Source organism: Streptomyces sp. NPDC052012, assembly GCF_040689265.1.
Lineage (GTDB): Bacteria > Actinomycetota > Actinomycetes > Streptomycetales > Streptomycetaceae > Streptomyces.
In genome coordinates, this window is record NZ_JBFAXA010000006.1 from 265313 (window position 1) to 285463 (window position 20151).

General features: G+C 73.1%; 16 protein-coding genes. 5 read left to right on the forward strand and 11 right to left on the reverse strand.

Going from position 1 to position 20151, the window contains the following annotated elements; genetic code table 11:
* Positions 1-144 precede the first annotated feature (144 nt).
* Complete coding sequence (gene mycP, locus AB0412_RS14560) at positions 145-1335, reverse strand: type VII secretion-associated serine protease mycosin (protein WP_366402897.1); 1191 nt, start codon at positions 1333-1335, stop codon at positions 145-147.
* Entirely contained in the window at positions 1332-2693 is a 1362-nt protein-coding gene (locus tag AB0412_RS14565) for a hypothetical protein (RefSeq protein ID WP_366402898.1), read from the reverse strand. The genes mycP and AB0412_RS14565 overlap by 4 nt, the downstream gene beginning before the upstream one ends.
* An 821-nt stretch (positions 2694-3514) precedes the next feature.
* Here AB0412_RS14565 and AB0412_RS14570 point away from each other — a divergent pair.
* Entirely contained in the window at positions 3515-4714 is a 1200-nt protein-coding gene (locus AB0412_RS14570) for an amino acid deaminase/aldolase (protein WP_366402899.1), read from the forward strand.
* A gap of 3 nt (positions 4715-4717) precedes the next feature.
* Here AB0412_RS14570 and AB0412_RS14575 read toward each other — a convergent pair whose 3' ends face one another.
* Genes AB0412_RS14575 through AB0412_RS14590 form a run of 4 tightly spaced genes read right to left on the reverse strand, consistent with a single transcriptional unit; the run spans position 4718 to position 9200 of the window.
* Positions 4718-5641, reverse strand: coding sequence for a DUF2510 domain-containing protein (locus tag AB0412_RS14575; RefSeq protein WP_366402940.1), 924 nt, complete (start codon positions 5639-5641; stop codon positions 4718-4720).
* Positions 5642-5668: 27 nt separating this feature from the next.
* Positions 5669-6451 carry a 3-oxoacyl-ACP reductase gene (locus AB0412_RS14580; RefSeq protein ID WP_366402900.1) on the reverse strand — a complete coding sequence of 261 codons (783 nt, stop codon included), beginning with the start codon at positions 6449-6451 and terminating at the stop codon, positions 5669-5671.
* A complete protein-coding gene (locus tag AB0412_RS14585; RefSeq protein WP_366402901.1) occupies positions 6448-7830 on the reverse strand; it encodes an aldehyde dehydrogenase family protein in 1383 nt (460 codons plus the stop codon). Before AB0412_RS14585 ends, AB0412_RS14580 begins: the two co-directional genes overlap by 4 nt.
* A gap of 8 nt (positions 7831-7838) precedes the next feature.
* Positions 7839-9200: a glutamine synthetase family protein gene (locus AB0412_RS14590; RefSeq protein WP_366402902.1), complete on the reverse strand. Its 1362-nt coding sequence runs from the start codon at positions 9198-9200 to the stop codon at positions 7839-7841.
* 123 nt (positions 9201-9323) lie between these two features.
* On the opposite strand from AB0412_RS14590, the gene AB0412_RS14595 reads away from it, so the two are divergent.
* From AB0412_RS14595 to AB0412_RS14605, 3 genes are all read left to right on the forward strand, one after another.
* On the forward strand, positions 9324-10058 hold the full coding sequence (locus AB0412_RS14595) for an FCD domain-containing protein (RefSeq protein WP_366402903.1): 735 nt from the start codon (positions 9324-9326) through the stop codon (positions 10056-10058).
* A 178-nt stretch (positions 10059-10236) separates the two neighbouring features.
* Positions 10237-11682, forward strand: a complete 1446-nt coding sequence (gene eat, locus AB0412_RS14600; RefSeq protein WP_366402904.1) for an ethanolamine permease — start codon at positions 10237-10239, stop codon at positions 11680-11682.
* A 24-nt stretch (positions 11683-11706) separates the two neighbouring features.
* Positions 11707-12396, forward strand: coding sequence for a gamma-glutamyl-gamma-aminobutyrate hydrolase family protein (locus tag AB0412_RS14605; protein WP_366402905.1), 690 nt, complete (start codon positions 11707-11709; stop codon positions 12394-12396).
* A 140-nt stretch (positions 12397-12536) separates the two neighbouring features.
* Here AB0412_RS14605 and AB0412_RS14610 read toward each other — a convergent pair whose 3' ends face one another.
* Complete coding sequence (locus AB0412_RS14610; RefSeq protein ID WP_366402906.1) at positions 12537-13472, reverse strand: LysR family transcriptional regulator; 936 nt, start codon at positions 13470-13472, stop codon at positions 12537-12539.
* Positions 13473-13542: 70 nt separating this feature from the next.
* Between AB0412_RS14610 and AB0412_RS14615 the strand changes: the two genes are divergently transcribed.
* Positions 13543-14709 (forward strand): TDT family transporter, encoded by a 1167-nt coding sequence (locus AB0412_RS14615; RefSeq protein WP_366402907.1) that lies wholly within the window; start codon positions 13543-13545, stop codon positions 14707-14709.
* Here AB0412_RS14615 and AB0412_RS14620 read toward each other — a convergent pair.
* The 4 genes from AB0412_RS14620 to AB0412_RS14635 all read right to left on the reverse strand — a co-directional run bounded on the left by AB0412_RS14620 (position 14636) and on the right by AB0412_RS14635 (position 19901).
* On the reverse strand, positions 14636-15364 hold the full coding sequence (locus tag AB0412_RS14620) for a helical backbone metal receptor (protein ID WP_366402908.1): 729 nt from the start codon (positions 15362-15364) through the stop codon (positions 14636-14638). The genes AB0412_RS14615 and AB0412_RS14620 overlap by 74 nt on opposite strands.
* Positions 15361-15933, reverse strand: coding sequence for an XRE family transcriptional regulator (locus AB0412_RS14625; protein WP_366402909.1), 573 nt, complete (start codon positions 15931-15933; stop codon positions 15361-15363). The genes AB0412_RS14620 and AB0412_RS14625 overlap by 4 nt, the downstream gene beginning before the upstream one ends.
* Positions 15934-16201: 268 nt before the next feature.
* On the reverse strand, positions 16202-18817 hold the full coding sequence (locus tag AB0412_RS14630; protein WP_366402910.1) for an ABC transporter permease/substrate binding protein: 2616 nt from the start codon (positions 18815-18817) through the stop codon (positions 16202-16204).
* The gene (locus tag AB0412_RS14635) at positions 18810-19901 is read right to left on the reverse strand and encodes a betaine/proline/choline family ABC transporter ATP-binding protein (RefSeq protein WP_366402911.1); all 1092 of its coding nucleotides are present in this window, start codon (positions 19899-19901) and stop codon (positions 18810-18812) included. Before AB0412_RS14635 ends, AB0412_RS14630 begins: the two co-directional genes overlap by 8 nt.
* Positions 19902-20151 lie beyond the last annotated feature (250 nt).

Here is a 20151-nt window from a genome sequence, read left to right on the forward strand (position 1 = left end):
CCGAGTCTCCGAAGCCCACCGGGGGCCGGTCTCGGGCTGTCCGTGTCCACGACAGCGCGGGAGGCCGGCGTGTGCGCGGCGACCGCAGCCAAATGGGCGAGCCGGGGCGGGGCGGGGGCCTCCCGAAAGGAACCCGGAGGCCCTCTAGACGTCCTCGCCCCTCGTGCGCCGGCCGCGCCACAGGACCACCGCGGCGACCAGCAGGACGCCGCCGGCGCTGCCCGCGAGGGGGGCCGCCCAGTCGGCCGTGCTGTCGTCGGAGGCAGTGGCGTCCGGCCCGGGGCCGAAGTACTTGTCGCCGTGGGCCGCGGGCCTGAGGCCCTCCGGCTTCAGGCGGGCCGCCGCCTCGATCGCGGCGGCCGGGTCGATGAAGCCGAAGCCCCGGGAGTCGTCGCGGCCGTCGGCGGGGGCGTTGCGGGCGGTGTCCTCCAGGAGGCGTTTGACCTGGGCGGGGCTCAGGTCCGGGTGGGCCGACCTGACCAGGGCGACGGCGCCGGAGACGAACGCCGCGGCGGCGCTGGTGCCCCAGCCCTCGTAGTACTTGCGGTCCGGGTCGGCGATGATCACGTCGACGCCCGGGGCGCTGACCGTGGCGTACCAGCGGCGGGTGGAGAAGGAGGCGCGGGTGCCGTAGCGGTCGACGGCGGTGGCGGCGATGACGCCGGGGTAGGCGGCCGGGTAGGAGACGTGGTCGCCCTTCTCGCCACCGTTGCCCGCGGAGGCGACCACGGAGACGCCCTTGCGCAGGGCGTACTGGATGGCCTCGTCCTCACCGGCCTCGGGGTGGGCGGAGGCGGAGTCGTCGCCGAGGGAGAGGTTGATGACGTCGGCGCCGTGGTCGGCGGCCCAGCGGATGCCCTCGGCGAGGGCGTTGCCGCGGGTGTCGCGCGCCTTCGCGCGGGACGGGTCGCGGTCCTCCAGGATCACGCGGACGGGGAGGATCTTCGCCGCGGGGGCGACGCCCATGACGCCGTCGGCGTTTCCGGCGCCGTGTCCGTGACCGGCGATGATGCCGGCCATGGCGGTGCCGTGCCGGGCCCAGGCGCGGTCGCCGGGTTCGGCGCCGAAGCCGACGAGGTCCTTGCCGGTGAGGACGTTCCCGGCGAGGTCGGGGTGGTCGGCGTCGACCCCGGTGTCGAGGACGGCGACGGTGACGCCCTCGCCCTTCGTGGTCCGCCACACCTGCTCGGTGTGCAGGGCGTCCAGGGCCCACTGCCGGGCGCGTATGCCGTCGGCGTGGGCGGCGGTGGCGGGCAGGAGCGCGAGGGTCGCGGCGAGCGCGACGCCGAGGCCGGCGCGCGCCGCGCGGCCGCGGCGGGGAGTGGACGGGCTCATGACGCACGCTCCCGGTCCGCCGTGCCGACGGTCTTGCGCAGTCCGCGTTCGACACGGTCGGCGAGGCCCTGTGCCTCGTGACCGAGCCCGGACTGGGCGGGGGCGGTGGTCGCGCCGGACTCCAGGGCGTCCGCGGCGGGCTGCGGGGTGTCGACGCTGCGGCCGTCGGCCCAGCCGGAGACGGCGTAGACGACGACGGGGGCGTCGGTGAGCACGGAGATCGCCCAGGCGGCGCGCTGCCGCTTCCCGAAGCTCTCGGCCGCGGTGTCCTTCGCGGCGTACGGCAGGGGCATGAGGTCGGTACGCCGGTCCAGGCGCTCCCGGTCGAACCGGCGGGCGAGGGAGGTCATGCCGGCCGGGTCGGCCTTGGTGAACAGCAGACCGACGGTGGTGACATGGCTCTGGGTGGCGTCGGTGTAGGTGGCGCGCAGCAGGCGTTCGCAGCCGACGGGGGCGAGGACCTTGCGCAGCAGGGGGTCGAAGGCGCCCTTGCAGCCGCTGTCCGGGGCCACGGCTATGCGCGTCCAGGTCCGGTCGGCGTCGCCGGGTCCGGCGCCGCTTCCCTGGACGGTCGGCGGGAACAGCTGATCGACGGGCACGCTGTGCCAGAGGCTCCGCCCGGCGGCGAAGCCACGGCGCTGCCCCGGCTCACCGGAGTCCCCGGCCAGCCAGCTCCCGGTGACGGCACCGCCGATGAGCCCGGCCCCGAGCACGAGACACACGGCGGCGGCGACGGCCTGCCCCCGCCCCCGTGGCACGGTCACGCGCGGCCACGCCTGACGCTGGTGCCGCTCGGCCTCTCCGTAGGCCGTGCTTCCCGGCGCAGGGGCGGCATTCCAGGAGAGGGCGGGGTCGGGCAGGGAGTAGGCGCCGGCCGCGCGGGAGGTTGCGTCGGGCCCGGCGGCCGGGGGCGCGGCGGCGAAGGCCGCGGTTCCGGACCCGGAAACGCCGGAACGGGGCGTGGCGGGGGGCGGTACGGAGGGACGGCGGACCGGGCCGGGCGCATGCGGTCGATCGGGCGACACCTGATCGCCGGGCGAACCCCACCCCGCCGAGCCGGCCGACGTGTCCGCACGGGACGTGTCCGGCGGCGGCACGGGCAGCGTGCCCGCGGGATCCGGCGTGCGCCGGGTGTCCTCGGAGGTCCGCGGCCCCTCGCTCGGCTCGGGGCTCCGCTCCGCCGGGATCGGGCGCAGGCGGGCGGTCGTCTCCGACGGGGTCTGCACGGGGGCGTCCGCGCGGTCCGCGCCGGGGCGGTGGTTCGGCTGGGACGGCAGGGCCCCGGTCCGAATCCCCCGGCCGACGGTCGGCGGCGAGTCGGGGAAGCGCGCGGAGGCCCGCGGTGGGGGCGGTGCCATGGGATCGGTACCGGGCGGCACGGCCGCACCGAAACTCGGAAACCGCGGCGCCCGCGACCGCGCGGCCCCCGTCACTTCGCCCCTGAAGGCAGCGCCCGAGCCGGGCATTCCGGCGCCGAAGGCGGCACCGGACCGGGGCGCGTCCCCCGCGAACGCAGCACTCCGACCCGGCCCGTCACCCCCGGAACCAGCACCCGTGCCCAGCCCGTCCACGCTGGAGGCGGCACCGGAACGCGGCGCGTCACCGCCAGAGGCGGCGGCCGACGCGGGCAGGCCGGTGTCGGAGGCGGTGCTGGAGTGGTGCGGGGTGGTGGTGTCTGGCGCTGCTCCGCCGTCATCCGGCGTGCGGCCGTCGTCCGCGGTCGCGGGGCCGTCGTCTGCCGGCGTCCGGCTCGCGGGCTCGAAGCGGTTCGCGGTACCGGCCGCGGACTCGCGTGTGCCCGGGATCCCGCCCTGGTCGGGGGCGTTCGCGGGTGTGCGTTCGGAGTGGTGGGCGGGCTGCGGCGACGGGTGGCGGTCGTCCCGGGACGGCCCGGTGGCCGTGTCGCCCGCGCCCGGCGGGGGCGGTGGGGTCGTCGGGCGCGGGGGGTAAGGAGCGCGCTGGGCTTCCGTGCTCATGCACCCCCCGTTTCCTCGTCGCACAGATACCCGCACCGGCGGTCCCTCATCCCGGCGTGGTTGCGCGTCCGGTGGGGGGCCGCCCTGCGTGCGCGTCACTCTACGGCGTGGCGCCGCTCGAACGGGAACCAGTCCGCATGGCGGCGGCATCTGCCCGGAACGTCCCCCTACCCTGCGGTAATCGTGTCTGGCAGGCTGCGTTCATGACTGCGCGCGCCTCCGACCGGGCCCGTTACGACCAGGCCACCGCCCATCTCGACGCCCCGCTCGCGATCGTGGATCTGGCCGCCTTCGACGCCAACGCGGACGATCTGGTCCGCCGGGCCGGCGGGAAGCCGATCCGGGTCGCGAGCAAGTCCGTACGCTGTCGTGCCCTGCTCGAACGGGTCCTCGCCCGGGACGGGTTCGCGGGGATCATGTCGTTCACGCTCGCCGAGTCGCTGTGGCTGGCCCGTTCCGGGTTCGACGACGTGCTGCTGGCCTATCCCTCCGCCGACCGCGCCGGGTACGCGGAGCTCACGGCTGACCCCAAGCTCGCCGCCGCCGTCACGGTGATGGTCGACGACCCGGCGCAGCTGGACCTCATCGACGCGTCACGCGGTGGGACCGAAGTCGTGCGGGTGTGCCTGGAGTTGGACACGTCCCTGAAGCTGTTCGGCGGGCGGGTGCGGGTGGGGGCCCTGCGGTCGCCGCTGCACTCCCCCGCGCGGCTCGCCGACGTGGCGCGCGCCGTGGCCCGGCGGCCGGGGTTCCGGCTCGTCGGGATCATGGCGTACGAGGGTCATGTCGCCGGTGTCGGCGACGCGGTGCCGGGCCGGCCGCTGCGGTCCCGGGCGGTGCGGCTGATGCAGGCCGCGGCCCGGCGCGAGCTGGCCGAACGGCGTGCGGCGGCGGTGCGGGCGGTGCGCTCGGTCGTGCCGGACCTGGAGTTCGTCAACGGCGGCGGCACGGGCAGTGTGCAGCACACCGCCGCGGAGGACGCGGTGACGGAGATCGCCGCCGGGTCGGGGCTGTACGTGCCGCGGCTGTTCGACAACTACACGTCGTTCACGGGCCGGCCGGCCGCCCTGTTCTCGCTGCCCGTCGTCCGCAGGCCGGGGGTGGGTGTGGTGACGGTGCTCGGCGGCGGGTATCCGGCCTCCGGCGCGCCCGGCGCCGACCGGCTGCCGGTGCCGTATCTGCCCGAGGGGCTGCGTTACGACGCTCAGGAGGCGGCCGGTGAGGTGCAGACGCCGCTTCTGGGATCGCCCGCCGACGATCTGCTGATCGGCGACAAGGTGTGGTTCCGGCACGCCAAGGCGGGCGAGCTGTGCGAGCGGTTCGAGGTGCTGCACCTCGTCGAGGGGGACACGGTGACGGCGGCGGTGCCGACGTACCGCGGCGAGGGGCAGACCTTCCTGTGACCGTCAGTCCGTCGGGCCGATGCTGCTGCCCACCCCGCCGCCCGAGTCGGTGTCGGTGATCGAGCGGATGCCCTTGGTGATGCGGTCCATGTCGGCCAGCGGCGGGCCATCCTCGCCCGCCTCGAAGACGTACCGCACCACGACGGGTGACTCGGTGCCCACGCTGGAGGGGAAGACCAGCGACTGCACATAGCCGCCGGGTCCCTTGGCGGTGGTGACCCGCCAGCGCACGAAGTACCCGGCGCGGCCCGCCACCGCGACCGGCCCGGACTTGACCAGGTGGTGGGACTCGAGGCCGCCGTAGGGGCGTTGGCCGATGCTGTCGCGGTCGAACGCGTCGTCGGCCGCGTCGGAGATGTCCTCCTTGGCGAGCGCCTCGGGCGACTTCTCGTCGGTTCCGGTGATCGTGCGGGAGATGACGAGGCCGTGGCGGCACAGGGAGCCGTCGCCGGGGCAGTCGTAGGTGCCGTCGGTGGTCATCACGATGTCCTCGTCGGTGACGTGCTGCGGGCGGACCCAGCCGTCGAGCAGCGGGAACGTGATGCCGTTGAGCGGGTCCTCGACCACCGCCGGGTCGTCGGCCGACGGCCCGGACGGGGTCGGGGAGGGGGACGGGGTCTCGCCGGCCGGCGTGGGGGCGCCGCCCGGTGCCGGGTCGGACGCGGTGGCCGTGGCGCCGGTCCGCGCCCGGGGTTCGCCGTCGTCCCCGCCGAGGAACACCGCGCCGGTGACGATCGCGGCGACGAGCACGGCGCCCGCGGTGGTCAGGGCGACCGCCCTGGCGCGGCCGGTGCCGCCCGGGGTGGGGGGCACCGGCCCGCCGGGGGCCTCGGGGGCGCGGCGGTGCTCGGTCCAGGCCGTGCCGTCCCACCAGCGCTCCAGGTGCGGGGCCTTGGGGTCGCGGTACCAGCCGGGCGGAGGCGTCATGCTCATCCCGGCACTGTAGGACGCGGTCTACAGCGGTGTGACATAGGCCCCCGAGATTCCGCCGTCGACGAGGAAGTCGGTGGCGTTGACGAAGGACGAGTCGTCGCTGGCCAGGAAGGCGACGGCGGCGGCGATCTCCTCGGCCTCGGCGAACCGGCCGAGCGGGATGTGCACGAGCCGGCGGGCGGCGCGCTCGGGGTCCTTGGCGAACAGTTCCTGCAGCAGCGGGGTGTTGACCGGGCCGGGGCACAGCGCGTTGACGCGGATGCCCTCGCGGGCGAACTGCACGCCGAGTTCGCGGGACATGGCGAGGACGCCGCCCTTGGACGCGGTGTAGGAGATCTGGCTGGTGGCCGCTCCCATCCGGGCCACGAAGGACGCGGTGTTGATGATGGAGCCCTTGCCCTGGCGCCGCATGTAGGGGATGGCGGCCTTGCAGCACAGGTAGACGGAGGTGAGGTTGACCTCCTGGACGCGCTTCCACGCCTCCAGGCCGGTCTCGAGGATGGAGTCGTCGTCGGGGGGCGAGATCCCGGCGTTGTTGAAGGCGATGTCGACGCTGCCGTAGGTGTCGTACGCCGTCTTGAACAGCGCTTCGACCTGCTCGGGGTCGGTGACGTCCACGTTGACGTAGATCCCGCCGGTCTCCTCGGCGGCGGCCTTGCCGCGGGCCTCGTCCACGTCGCCGCAGACGACGTGGGCGCCCTCGGAGGCGAGCCGGCGGGCGGCGGCGAGGCCGATGCCGCTGCCGGCTCCGGTGACGACGGCGGTGCGGCCGACCAGGCGGCGGCAGACAGTCTGTTCGGTCACTGTGCGGGGCCCTCCGTGCTCTCGGTGCTGATGAAGACGTTCTTGGTCTCGGTGAAGGCGGCCAGGGCGTCCGGGCCCAGTTCGCGGCCGATGCCGGACTGCTTGAATCCGCCGAAGGGGGTCCAGTAGCGGACGCTGGAGTGGGAGTTGACGGACAGGTTCCCGGCGCGAACGGCCTGGGAGACGCGCAGGGCGCGGCCGACGTCACGGGTCCAGATGGAGCCGGACAGCCCGTAGTCGGTGGCGTTGGCGAGGCGTACGGCGTCGGCCTCGTCGTCGAAGGGGAGGACGACGGCGACGGGGCCGAAGACCTCCTCGACGGCCACGCGCGCCTGCGGGTCGACGCCGGTGAGGACGGTGGGCGGGAACCAGAAGCCGGGGCCCTCGGGGGCCTTGCCGCGGATCCCGTCGAGGTCGTCGGTGACACAGGAGCGGACCCGGTCGAGCTGGGTGCGGGAGATCAGCGGGCCCATCTGCGTCTTCTCGTCGGCCGGGTCGCCGACCAGGACGGCTTCGATCGCGGGGGCGAGCAGGTCGAGGAAGCGGTCGTGGACGGAGCGCTGGACCAGGATGCGGGTGCGGGCGCAGCAGTCCTGGCCGGCGTTGTCGAGGAAGGACATGGGGGCGGCGGCTGCGGCGGCCTCCAAGTCGGCGTCGGCGAAGACGATGTTGGGGCTCTTGCCGCCGAGTTCGAGGGTGACGCGCTTGAGCAGCGCCGAGCCCTTGGCCAGCACCTGCTTGCCGACGGCCGTGGAGCCGGTGAAGACGATCTTCGCGACACCGGGGTGCTCCACGAGTGCGTTGCCGGCGACGGGGCCGTGGCCCGGCAGCACCTGGAACAGCCCTTCGGGCAGGCCGGCCTCCAGGGCCAGCTCCGCCAGCCGCAGCGCGGTGAGCGGGGTGGTCTCGGCGGGCTTGAGGATCACCGCGTTCCCGGCGGCGAGCGCGGGAGCGGTGCCCCAGGCCGCGATGGGCATGGGGAAGTTCCAGGGGGCGATCACGCCGACGACGCCCAGCGGTTCGAGGATCGTCACGTCCAGGCCGCCGGGGACGGGGATCTGGCGTCCGGTCAGGCGTTCCACTCCCCCGGCCGCGTAGTCCAGCAGGTCGCGGACGTTCCCCGCCTCCCAGCGGGCGTTGCCGAGGGTGTGGCCGGCCTCGCGGACCTCCAGTCGGGCGAGCTCTTCGAGGTGTTCGTCGACCTTGACCGCGAAGCGGCGCAGCTGCCGGGCACGGTCGCCGGGTGCCAGGGCGGCCCACGCGGACTGGGCCTTGGTGGCGCGTACGACGGCGGCGTCCACGTCGGCCGTGCCGGCGGCGGGAACGGTGGCGACGACCTCTTCGGTGGCGGGGTTGAGTACCTCGAGGGTGTCGGTCACGGGGTGTCTCACATCCGTTCGAAGGAGCGGCGCAGCTCCCAGTCGGTCACCGCGGCGTCGAAGGCGTCCAGCTCGACGCGCGCCATGTTGCGGTAGTGGGCGACGACCTCGTCGCCGAAGGCGGCCTTGGCGACGGCACTGGTCTCCCACAGCTCGGCGGCCTCGCGCAGCGTGGTGGGGACGTGCTCGAAGCCGGCGGTGTAGGCGTTGCCGGGGCAGGGCTCGGGCAGTTCCAGCTTCTGCTCGATGCCGTGCAGCCCGGCCGCGACCATGCCGGCCACGGCGAGGTGCGGGTTGACGTCGCCGCCGGGGAGCCGGTTCTCGAACCGCAGGGAGCGGCCGTGGCCGACGACGCGCAGTGCGCAGGTGCGGTTGTCGTGGCCCCAGGCGACGGCGGTCGGGGCGAAGGAGCCCGGCTGGAACCGCTTGTAGGAGTTGATGTTCGGCGCGTAGAGGAGGGAGAACTCGCGCAGGGCGACGAGTTGTCCGGCGAGGAAGTGCCGCATGAGGTCGGACATGCCGCCCTCGGCGCCGCACATCGCGTTGGTGCCGTCGGCGTCCGCGAGCGAGAGGTGGATGTGGCAGGAGTTGCCCTCCCGCTCGTTGTACTTGGCCATGAAGGTGAGGGACACGCCCTCCTGGGCGGCGATCTCCTTGGCGCCGGTCTTGTAGATCGCGTGCTGGTCGCAGGTGACCAGGGCCTCGTCGTAGCGGAACGCGATCTCGTGCTGGCCGGGGTTGCACTCGCCCTTGGCCGACTCCACGGTGAGGCCGGCTCCGGCCATCTCGTTGCGGATGCGGCGCAGCAGGGGCTCGATGCGTCCGGTGCCGAGGACGGAGTAGTCGACGTTGTACTGGTTGGCCGGGGTGAGGCCGCGGTAGCCGGCGTCCCAGGCCTGTTCGTAGGTGTCCTTGAAGACGATGAACTCCAGTTCCGTGCCGACCTGGGCGGTGAGGCCGAGTTCGGCGAGGCGCTCCAGCTGGCGGCGCAGGATCTGGCGGGGTGCGGCGACGACCGGGGAGCCGTCGGCCCAGGCGAGGTCGGCGACGACCAGGGCGGTGCCCTCGTTCCAGGGCACGCGGCGCAGGGTGCTGAGGTCGGGGTGCATGGCGAAGTCGCCGTAGCCGTTGTTCCAGGACGACATCGCGTAGCCGTCGACGGTGTTCATGTCGGCGTCGACCGCGAGCAGGTAGTTGCAGCCCTCGGTGCCGTGCCGGAGGACCTCGTCCAGGAAGAAGCGCGCGGCGAACCGCTTGCCCTGCAGTCGCCCTTGCATGTCGGGAAAGGCCAGGACGACAGTGTCGATCTCACCGCCGGCGACGAGGGCGTGCAGCTCCTCGACGCCGAGCGGTGGTGTGCGGTCTGCCACGGGAGGGCCTCCTCGGGCTGCTACGAGCTCCATGAGCAGTACGAGCTGTTCCGGTCGTCGTCGACCGGCCGGGAGCCATAAGGTATTGCCGAGAACCATTGCTTGGGAAGGGGGCACGGCCAGATGACCGGGGAAGTCGCCGGGGGACTCGGGGACCGGCTCGCGCCGGTGCTGCGGCCGGTGCGGGCGGGCAACGGCTTCGAGGAGGCGCTGGAGCAGATCCTCCAGGTGGTGCGCCTGGGGCTGGTGCCCGGCGGGGAGCGGCTGCCGGCCGAGCGGGAGCTGGCGGACCGGCTGGGGATCAGCCGGGTGACGCTGCGCGAGGTGCTGAAGGTGCTCCAGGACCAGGGGCTGGTGGAGTCCCGGCGCGGACGGTACGGGGGGACCTTCGTGCTGCCCCGGCCCACGGACACGGGCGAGGACGAACTGCGGCGGCGGATCGCCGAGGTCGACATCGAGGACGTGCTGCGCTTCCGGGAGGTGCTGGAGGTGGGCGCGGCGGGTCTGTGCGCGTCCCACGGTCTGTCGGACGAGCAGGCGGCGCGGCTGCGCGAGGCGCTGGCCGGCACACAGGACGCCCCGCTGGCGGACTACCGGCGCCTGGACACGCTGTTCCACCTCACCCTGGCCGAGCTGTGCGGCTCCCCCACGCTCACCGCCCAGTACGCGGCGGTGCGGGCCACAGTGAACGACCTGCTGGACTGCATCCCGCTGCTGGTGCGCAACCTGGAGCACTCCCAGCGGCAGCACACCGCGCTGGTCGAGGCGGTTCTGGAGGGCGACACGGAGGGGGCGCGCGAGGTGATGCGCGAGCACTGCGAGGGCACGGCGGCGCTGCTGCGGGGCTTCCTCACCTGAGGGCCCCGCCGGACGTGTGTGCGCGGCGTGCGGGGCCGCGCCCCCGGGCAGGGTTTACGGCGGCTTAACGCACGGGTCTTGCGTTCCGGCCACTGAGCCCACGAAGGTATGGGCCCACAAAGGTCTGGATCCGTTCCATTGCCCTCGTCACCGCCACCGCCCCCTGGGGAGTCGCCCCGTGAGCCTTCCGTCCACCTCTCGTGAATCCACCACCGAACCGGACGACTACCTGGAGCGCAGAAAACTGCGCCGGGGCAGCGCCGGATGGCTGCTGCTGACCGGACTCGGCGTCGCCTACGTCGTCTCCGGCGACTACTCGGGCTGGAACTTCGGCCTGGCCGAGGGCGGCTTCGGCGGCCTGGCGATCGCCATGGTCCTCATGGGCGCCATGTACACGTGCATGGTCTTCGCCCTCGCCGAACTGTCCTCGATCCTGCCCACCGCGGGCGGCGGCTACGGTTTCGCACGCCGCGCGCTCGGCCCGTGGGGCGGGTTCCTCACGGGCACGGCCATCCTGATCGAGTACGTCCTCGCGCCCGCCGCGATCTCCATCTTCATCGGCGACTACGTCGAGTCGCTGGGCCTGTTCGGCCTGGAGTCCGGCTGGCCGGTGTACCTGGCCTGCTTCGTGATCTTCATCGGGATCCATCTGTGGGGCGTCGGCGAGGCGCTGCGCTTCAGCTTCGTGGTCACCGGCATCGCGGTGGCCGCGCTGATCGTGTTCGCCCTCGGCGCGCTGCCCGAGTTCGACGCCTCCTCGCTGGACGACATCCCGGTGGACTCCTCGGCGTTCGGGGCGAGTTCCTGGCTGCCGATGGGGCTGCTCGGCATCTGGGCGGCGTTCCCGTTCGGCATGTGGTTCTTCCTGGGCGTGGAGGGCGTGCCGCTGGCCGCCGAGGAGACCAAGGAGCCGGCCCGTACGCTGCCGAGGGCGATCCGCTGGTCGATGGGCATCCTCGTGGTGCTGGCCGTGGTGACCTTCGTCGCGGCGGCGGGGGCCCGGGGGTCGGCGGCCGTGCAGGACGCCGGGAATCCGCTGGTGGAGGCGCTCCAGCCGGACGGCGAGGCGACCACGCTGAGCCGGATCGTCAACTACGCGGGCCTGGCGGGCCTGGTCGCGTCGTTCTTCTCGCTGATCTACGCCGGTTCGCGCCAGCTGTTCGCGCTGTCCCGGGCGGGCTATCTGCCGAGGTTCCTGTCGCTCACCAGCAGCCGCAAGGCGCCGTACCTCGGCCTGCTGGTGCCCGGCGCGATCGGTTTCGCGCTGGCCGCGGGCACGGGCAACGGGGCGCGCATGCTGAACGTCGCGGTCTTCGGCGCGACGATCTCGTACGCGCTGATGTCGCTGTCCCACATCGTGCTGCGCCGCCGCGAGCCGGAGCTGCCGCGGCCGTACCGGACGCCGGGCGGTGTGTGGACCTCGTCGGTCGCGCTGGTGCTGTCCTGCGCGGCGCTGGTGGCGACGTTCCTGGTGGACGTGACGGCGGCGTTCATCGCGCTGGCCGTGTACCTCGTGGCGCTGGCGTACTTCGGCCTGTACAGCCGCAAGCACCTGGTGGCGAAGGCGCCGGAGGAGGAGTTCGCGGCGCTGGCGGCGGCCGAGGCAGAGTTGTCACGGGACTGAACGAGAACCATGGAGGGGTCGAGCATGGTGGCCGGGCCGCTGATCGGCATCAGTACGTACGCGGAGTCCGGGGTGCGCTGGGGCGTGTGGCAGCTGGACGCCGCGCTGCTGCCCGTCGGGTACCCGCGGCTCGTGCAGCGGGCGGGCGGACTGGCCGCGATGCTGCCGCCGGACGCGCCGGAACGAGCCGCGGCGACCGTGGCCCGGCTGGACGCCCTGGTGATCGCGGGCGGCCCGGACGTCGAACCGGTCCACTACGGCGCCGAGCCGCATCCCCGCACGGGGCCGCCCGCGCGGGCGCGGGACGCCTGGGAACTCGCCCTGATCCGGGCCGCCCTGGAGCGCGAGGTCCCGCTGCTCGGCATCTGCCGGGGCATGCAGCTGCTGAACGTCGCCCTGGGCGGCACCCTCGTCCAGCACATCGACGGCCACGCGGAGACACCGGGCGTCTTCGGCCGCCACCCGGTCAAGCCGGTGCCGGGCACGCGGTACGCGTCGATCGTCCCGGAGGAGACGGAGGTCCCCACCTACCACCACCAGTCGGTGGACCGCCTCGGCACCGGCCTGATCCCGTCGGCCCACGCGGAGGACGGCACGGTGGAGGCCGTCGAACTGCCGACGGCCCCCTGGACGCTGGGCGTCCAGTGGCACCCGGAGATGGGCGAGGACCTCAGGGTGGTGCAGTCACTGATCGCCGCGACGGCGACCGACTGACCGGTCCTTGACGACAACCCGGCCGGCACACCCTGACGTCGTCGCCCCCCTGTTCCCGCCGCAAGGGCGCCCAGCCCCCACGGCGCGGCCAGGCGGTGCCGAACCGGCCGGGCCCCTGACCACCGCACCGACCGAACCCCTCACCCCCGCGTCAGCGACAGCAGGTCCCGGGCCGGGCCGGTCGGCCGGTGGCCCGTCGGCCACACGGCGCGCAGGTCGCGGGCGAGGGCGATGCCCTGCACCGGGATACGCACGAGACGGCGCATCGCCAGCTCCTCGCCCACGGCCAGTTCGCTGAGCACCGCCGGCCCCGCGCCGCCGACCGCCGCCGCCTTGACCGCGGTGGTGGAGGACAGCTCGATCAGCGGCCGCGCCAGCCCGCCCAGCGCCGCGTCCAGCACCTGGCGTGTCCCGGAGCCCTTCTCGCGCAGGATCAGCGGCGTCGTGGCCAGTTCCTCCCCGGCGAGCGGACGCCTGCGCCGCGCCCAGGGATGGCCGGGTGCCGCCACCACGATCAGCCGGTCGTGGGCGATCACCGCCGAGTCCAGTCCGGACGGCACCGTCAGCCCCTCCACGAAGCCGACGTCCGCCGCACCGGACAGCAGCCGCTCCGCCACCGCCGCCGAGTTGCCCGCGAGCAGGGACACCGCCGTGTCCGGCCGCTGCGCGCGCAGCGCCAGCAGCCAGCCGGGCAGCAGGTACTCGGCGATGGTCATGCTCGCCGCGACCGTCAGCCGCGAGTCCCGGCGGTCGCGCAGCGCCTGCGCGCCCGCGTCGAAGGCCTCGGCCGCCTCGACGATCCGCCGGGCCCAGTCGGTCACCAGCGCCCCCGCGTCGGTCAGCCGCGATCCCCGCGGTGAGCGGTCGACCAGCGCCACTCCGAGCTGCCGCTCCATCGACCGGATGCGGCTGCTGGCCGCGGGCTGGGTGATGCCCAGCTCCCGCGCCGCACCGCCCAGGCTCCCGAGCCGGGCCACCGCGAGCAGCAGCTCCAGTGCCCCGAGGTCCGGCACTCGGTGGGCCAGGGCCCCGGCGGTCGGCGGCCGGTGGACAGGATGCTCGTCCGTGTTGCTCATAAGCCCAGCTTATGTCGTCATAGAGACATACTCCCTGGCTCCGGCCACCTGCTGATACGACCGTATGTCCATGGTCACCGCCGCCCACCCTCTGCCCCCGCTCCCCCGTGCCACCGCGCGGCCCCCGCGTGCCATGGCCGTCCGTCACCTCGGACCCAACTGGTACGCCTGCGTCATGGGCACCGCCGTCGTCGCGAGCGCCGGCGCCGCGCTCCCGCTGCACGTGCCGGGGCTGCGCCCCGCCCTCACCGCGGTCTGGGCCTCGTCGGCCCTGCTCCTCCTCGTCCTCCTCGTGGCCCGCGCCCTGCACTGGGTCCACCATCGCGACCAGGCCCGCGCCCATCTGCTGGACCCGGCCGTGGCCCCGTTCTACGGCTGTCTGTCCATGGCGCTGCTGGCCGTGGGCGGGGGCGCGCTGAGCGTGGGGCGTGACTGGATCGGCACGGGTCCGGCCGTCGCCCTCGACGCCGTGCTGTTCACCGCCGGTACGGTCATCGGTCTCGCGGCGGCCGTGGCCGTGCCGTACCTCATGGCCGTACGCCACCGGGTCGCCCCGGAGCAGGCGGCGCCGACGTGGCTGCTGCCGCTGGTCGCGCCGATGGTGTCCGCCGCCCTCGGGCCGCACCTGGTGCCGCATCTGCCGGCGGGGCAGCCCCGCGAGACGCTGCTGCTGGCCTGTTTCGCGCTGTTCGGGCTGAGTCTCCTCGCGACCCTCGTGATGCTTCCGCTGGTCTTCGCCCGCCTGCTCACCGGCGGCCCGCTCCCCCTCGCCCTCACGCCGACGCTGTTCCTGGTGCTGGGACCGCTGGGCCAGTCCACGACCGCCGTCGGCGCGTTCGCGCAGGTGGCCCCGGGGGTGGTGCCGCAGCCGTACGACGAGGGATTCCGCCTGTTCGCCGTGCTGTACGGAGTCCCGGTCATGGGCTTCGCGCTGCTGTGGCTGTGCCTGGCCGCCGCCCTTGTCGTCCGGGCCCGGCGGCACGGCATGCGGTTCGCGATGACGTGGTGGTCGTTCACCTTCCCGGTCGGCACCTGCGTCACCGGCGCGGAGGCCCTGGCCCGGCAGACCGGGCTGGTCGCCTACGACGGGCTGACGCTCGCGCTGTACGCGGTGCTGGCCGCCGCCTGGGCCGTCGCCGCCTGGCACACCGCGCGGGGGCTGCTCAGCGGTGCGCTGCTCGCAGGGCCCGCTCCAGCGCCGTCGGAGCCTCGGCCAGCGACGGCCCGTACCAGGTGAGGCAGCGGCCGTCGACCAGGGCGCAGGGCAGACCCGGGAAGGCCTCGGGGCCGTCGTGGGCGGTGAAGCGGTACGGCTCGTCCGGGAGCACCACCAGGTCCGGGGCCGCCGAGCGGAGCTCGTCGAGGGGGACGCGCGGGTAGCGCTCCGGGTGACCGGCGTAGAGGTGGTCGACGCCGAGCCGGGCCAGCAGATCGCCGGCGAAGGTGTCGCGGCCCAGCACCATCCAGGGGCGGCGCCAGATCGGCACGACCGCCGTCCGGCGCCGCTCGGGCGGCCGCACCGCCTGCCAGGCCGCCTCGGCCTGGTCCAGCCACCGGGGGCGGGTGCCGACGCCGCACGCCGCCAGGACCCGGTCCAGTTCGCGGAGGGCCTGCGGCAGCGTCCGCACCTCCGTCACCAGCACCTCGACGCCCGCCGCGCGCAGGGCGTCGAGGTCGGGCGCGCGGTTCTCCTCCTCGTTGGCGATCACCAGGTCGGGGGCGAGGCCGGCGATGCGGTCCACCTTCGGGTTCTTCGTGCCGCCGACGCGTACCACGTCCAGGCCGGCCGGATGCGTGCACCAGTCGGTGGCCGCGACCAGGGCGCCGGGAGCGGACACCGCGACGGCCTCGGTGAGCGACGGGACGAGGGAGACGACGCGCGGCGGACTCATCGGCGCCGCTTGTTGTCCCGGAGCGCCTCGATGTGCTCGGCGACGGCGACGACGACCAGCCGGGTCTCCGGGACGGTCGCCCGCCACCGGTGCCGGACCCCGCCGGTGAGATACAGGGTGTCGCCGCGGCCCAGGCGGTAGGCGCGGCCCTCCGCCTCGATCTCCACGGCACCGTCCGCCACGTACATCAACTGGTCGTTGCGGAACTGCAGTTCGCGGCCGGCGTCATGGTCGCCGGTGAACTCGGAGGCGTGCATCTGATGGTGGCCGCGCACCAGGGACCGCACGCGCGGTTCGAGCATCGGCTCGCTGCCGTCGGCGCGGACGACGTCCACGCTGCACGCCGGGTCGGCGGCGGCGAGCAGCTCGACGGCCGTGGTGCGCAGGGCGTCGGCGACCTTCTCCAGGGAGCTGCGGCTGGGCCGCGCCCGTTCGTTCTCGATCTGGCTGAGGAACGGCACCGACAGGCCGCTGCGCTCGGCCACGATGGCGAGGGTGAGGTCCAGCGCGCGTCGCCGCCGCCGTACGGCCGCGCCCACGCGCAAGGGCTGTTCCTTGTGGTCGCCCATCGCTCGGCCCTCCTTCACCCATCGTCGCGCGCCTCGTGCCCCGATGCCCGGCGCAGTGCCGTTGATGAGTTGTCTGCACCCTACGCAGGTTCGGCAAACCGTTTCACGCCTTGGCCGGCTTGTGCGCGCGGAACGGGGTGTTCTCGCCATTGTTGCCCGGGGACGGCGGAAGGTCACGGGGAGACGGACATGACCGGGGGCGGGCCGGGCCGCGCCGTCAGGTGCGGGGTCCGGCCCGCCCCCGGGGCGGTCGGCAGGCGGTACGCGGTTACGAGGCGGTCATCCGCTCCGCGACCTCGGGATGCTCCTCCAGCCAGGCGGCCACCGCTTCCTCCTCCTTGCCCTGGCCGCGGTTCTTGATCTCCGCCTCCAGAGTGGCCAGCTCCTCCTCGCTCATGGTGAAGTTCTTGATCCACTTCGTGAGCTGCGGGTACTGCTCCGGGAACTTCTTGGCGGCGATCGTGTGGATCGTGTTGTTCTCGCCCCAGAGCTTCTTGCCGTCCTTCAGCTTGGTCAGCTCGTACTCGGCGTACGCCCAGTGCGGCGACCACAGGGTGACGGCTACCGGCTTCTTCTGAGCCAGGGCGCGCTTGAGCTCGGCCAGCATCGCCGGGGTGGAGCCGTCGACGACCTCGTACTCGTCGTCCAGGCCGTAGCCGGGCAGGACCTTGGTCTTGAGCAGGTTCATCTGGCCGGTGCCCGGCTCGATGCCGATGATCTTCCCGCCGAAGAGGTCGGCCTTGCCCTTGAGGTCCTCCATGGACCTGACGTCCTTGACGTAGCTCGGCACGGCGATCTCCAGCGAGGTCGGCTGGTACCAGGTGCCCAGGTCGGTCAGGTTGTCCTTGCTCTTCTCCCAGTAGTTCTTCTGGGCGTGCGGCAGCCAGGCGTCGAAGTTCAGGTCGAGATCGCCGGAGGCGAGGCCGGTGTAGACCGGGCCGACGTCCATCTGCTTCAGATTCAGCTTGTAGCCGCGCCGCTCCAGGACGTTCTTCCACAGGTAGGTGACGGCGATGTCCTCGTCCCAGGGGAACCAGGCCACGTCCAGCGGCCGCTTCGCCTCGGCCGGGGTCGCGCCGCCGGACTCGACCGGGGCGAGCTTGTCGACGAGGCCCGGGTTGTCCTTCAGCCAGGTGCGGACGGCGTCCTGCTGCTTGCCCTTGCCGGCCTTGTTGATCTCGGCCTCGAGGCTGGTGAGCTGCTTCTCGGTGAGCGTGAAGTCCTTGAGCCACTTCGCGGCGGTCGGGTCGTCGCCGGCGAAGCCCTTGCGGGACAGGGTGTGCACGCCGTCGCCCTCGCCCCAGGCGCCCTCGGGGTCCTTCAGCTTCTTCAGCTCGTAGTCGTTGTACGCCCAGTGCGGCGACCAGAGCGTGACGACGATCGGCTCCTTCTTGCTGATGGCCCGCTTCAGCTCGGCCAGCATCGCGGGGGTGGAGCTGTCGACGACCTGGTACTCCTTGTCGAGGCCGTACTCCTTGAGCACCTTGCTCTTGAGCAGGGCCATCTCACCGGCGCTGGACTCGATGCCGGTGATCTTGCCGCCGAAGCGGCCGGCCTTGCCCTTGAGGTCGGCGAGGGAGTCGACGTCCTTCATGTACGCCGGGACGGTCAGCTCCAGGGAGGTCTCGTCGTACCAGGAGCCGAGGTCGTCGAGCCGGCTGCCGTACTTCTTCCAGTACTGCTCGTGGGTGGTCGGCAGCCAGGAGTTGGTGACGACGTCGATGTCGCCCTGCGCGAGGGAGGTGTAGAGCGGTCCGGCGTCGAACTGCTTGGCCTCGACCTCGTAGCCGCGCTGTTCGAGGATCTCCTTCCACAGGAAGGTGGAGGCGACGCCCTCGTCCCACGGCACGTAGCCGAGGGTGACTTTCTTGCCCTGGCCGACGTTCTTGCCGTCGGCGACGTTCTCGGAGTCGCCGGCGCCGCCGAACACGCTCATGCCGCCGGCCACGAGGGCGAGGACCACCACGCCGATCACGGCGACCTGCGGACGGGGCCGGTAGGACCAGATCTTCAGGCCCCCGGCAGCGGCGCGGGCCTTGGCGGCGGCGCGGCGGCCCAGCGGGGAGACCTGGGTGCCCAGGGCGCTGGTCATGCGGTCCAGGTAGATCGCCAGGATCACGATGGCGATACCGGCCTCGGAGCCGAGGCCGACGTTGAGCTGGCCGATGGCCTCGTTGACGTCGCCGCCGAGGCCGCCGGTGCCGACCATGCCGGCGATCGCGGCCATGGACAGGCCGAGCATGATGACCTGGTTGACGCCCGCCATCACCGTGGGCAGCGCCAGCGGCAGCTGGACGCGCAGCAGGGTGTTGCGGGGGGTGGTGCCGAAGGCCTCGGCGGCCTCGACCAGTTCCTTGTCGACCTGGCGGATGCCCAGCTCGGTCATGCGCACGCCGGGGGCGAGCGCGAAGATCAGGGTGGCGACGATGCCCGCGGAGGCGCCGGTGCCGAAGAACAGGATCGCCGGGATGAGGTAGATCATCGCGGGCAGCGTCTGCATGAAGTCCAGCACCGGCCGCACCAGGCTGCTGACCCGGTCGGAGCGGGCCGCCCAGATGCCCACGGGCACCGAGATGATCAGCGCGATGAGCGTGGCGACCAGCACCAGCGACAGCGTGATCATCGCGTTCTCCCACAGATCGAGGGAGACGATGAAGGCGAAGCCCGCGAAGGTGAGGACACCGGCGAGGGTGCCGCGCAGCCAGAAGGCGATCACCGCGAAGATGCCGACGAGGAGCAGCGGCTCGGGCGCCTGCAGGACGGCGTTGATGCCGTCGTAGGCGCCGGTGAAGACGTTCTTGAAGAAGGTGAAGAGCCAGTCCACGTGGTCGAGCAGCCAGTCGACCGTGCTGTTGACCCAGTCGCCGAGCGGAATCCTAGGCACGGGCCATCACCTTCTCGCCGCCCTTGTCCCGCGGGGTGTCGCACTCGCCCGGGGCGGCCTCCTCGTCGCCGAGGAAGCCGACGAGCCGCTGCCGGGGCACGACCCCGACCAGGGTCCGCTCGGCGTCGAGCACCGCCACCGGGTGCGGTACGCGGGCGCTGATCGCGCACAGTTCGGTGAACGGCGTCTGCGGCGTGGCGGTCTCGCAGCCGCAGTCGGCCTCGTCCCCGCTGACCTCGGTGTCCATGACGGAACCGGCGGTCAGCACGCGGGAGCGGTCGACGTCCTGGGTGAAGGAGGCGACGTAGTCGTTGGCGGGACGTATGAGGATGTCCTGCGCGGTGCCGATCTGCACGATGCGGCCGTCGCGCATCACCGCGATGCGGTCGCCGAGGCGCATGGCCTCGTTGAGGTCGTGGGTGATGAAGACGATGGTCTTCTTCAGGGTCTTCTGCAGTTCGAGCAGCTGGTCCTGCATGTCGCGGCGGATCAGCGGGTCGAGCGCGCTGAAGGACTCGTCCATCAGCAGCAGGTCGGCGTCGGTGGCGAGCGCGCGGGCGAGGCCGACGCGCTGCTGCATGCCGCCGGACAGCTCGTCCGGCCACGACTTCTCCCAGCCAGCCAGGCCACACAGGGCGAGCGCCTCGTCGGCGCGGCGTTCGCGCTCGGCGCGGGGCACGCCCTGCACTTCCAGTCCGTAGGCGGCGTTCTCGCGGACGCTGCGGTGCGGGAAGAGCGCGAAGTGCTGGAAGACCATGCTGATCTTCTTGGAGCGGACCTCGCGCAACTGCCGGTCGGTGAGTGCGGTCAGGTCCTGGCCGGCGAAGCGCACATGCCCGGCGGTCGGCTCCAGCAGGCCGTTCAGCATGCGCAGCAAGGTGGACTTGCCGGAACCGGACAGGCCCATCACGACGAAGATCTCGCCGGGTTCCACGGTGAAGGAGGCGTCGATGACGGCGGCGGTGGTGCCGTCGGCGCGCAGCTCCTCCCGGTCGGCCTGTTCCGTGCGCAGTCGTTCGACCGCCTGGTCCGGTCGTCTGCCGAACACCTTGTACAGATGCTCGGCCTCAAGCCTGGCTGACACGCGTACCTCTTGTCTCGACGGCATGGAAGGAGCGCCGCCGAGCAGTTGAATGCGTAACGGCATCGCTCCGGGGCCGCGCCTCCCCTCTTTCGGTCGGGGCAAACGCGGTCGTGAGGCGGCTCACAGAGTCAGCGCAGGAGGCAACTGGTTGCGCTGCGCACATCGAGGGCTGAGCTGCGCACATCGAGGGCTGAAAGGTGCCGGGCGTTGTCGGTGGCGTGCGGCATGATGCGGAGCGTGACCGGACGAC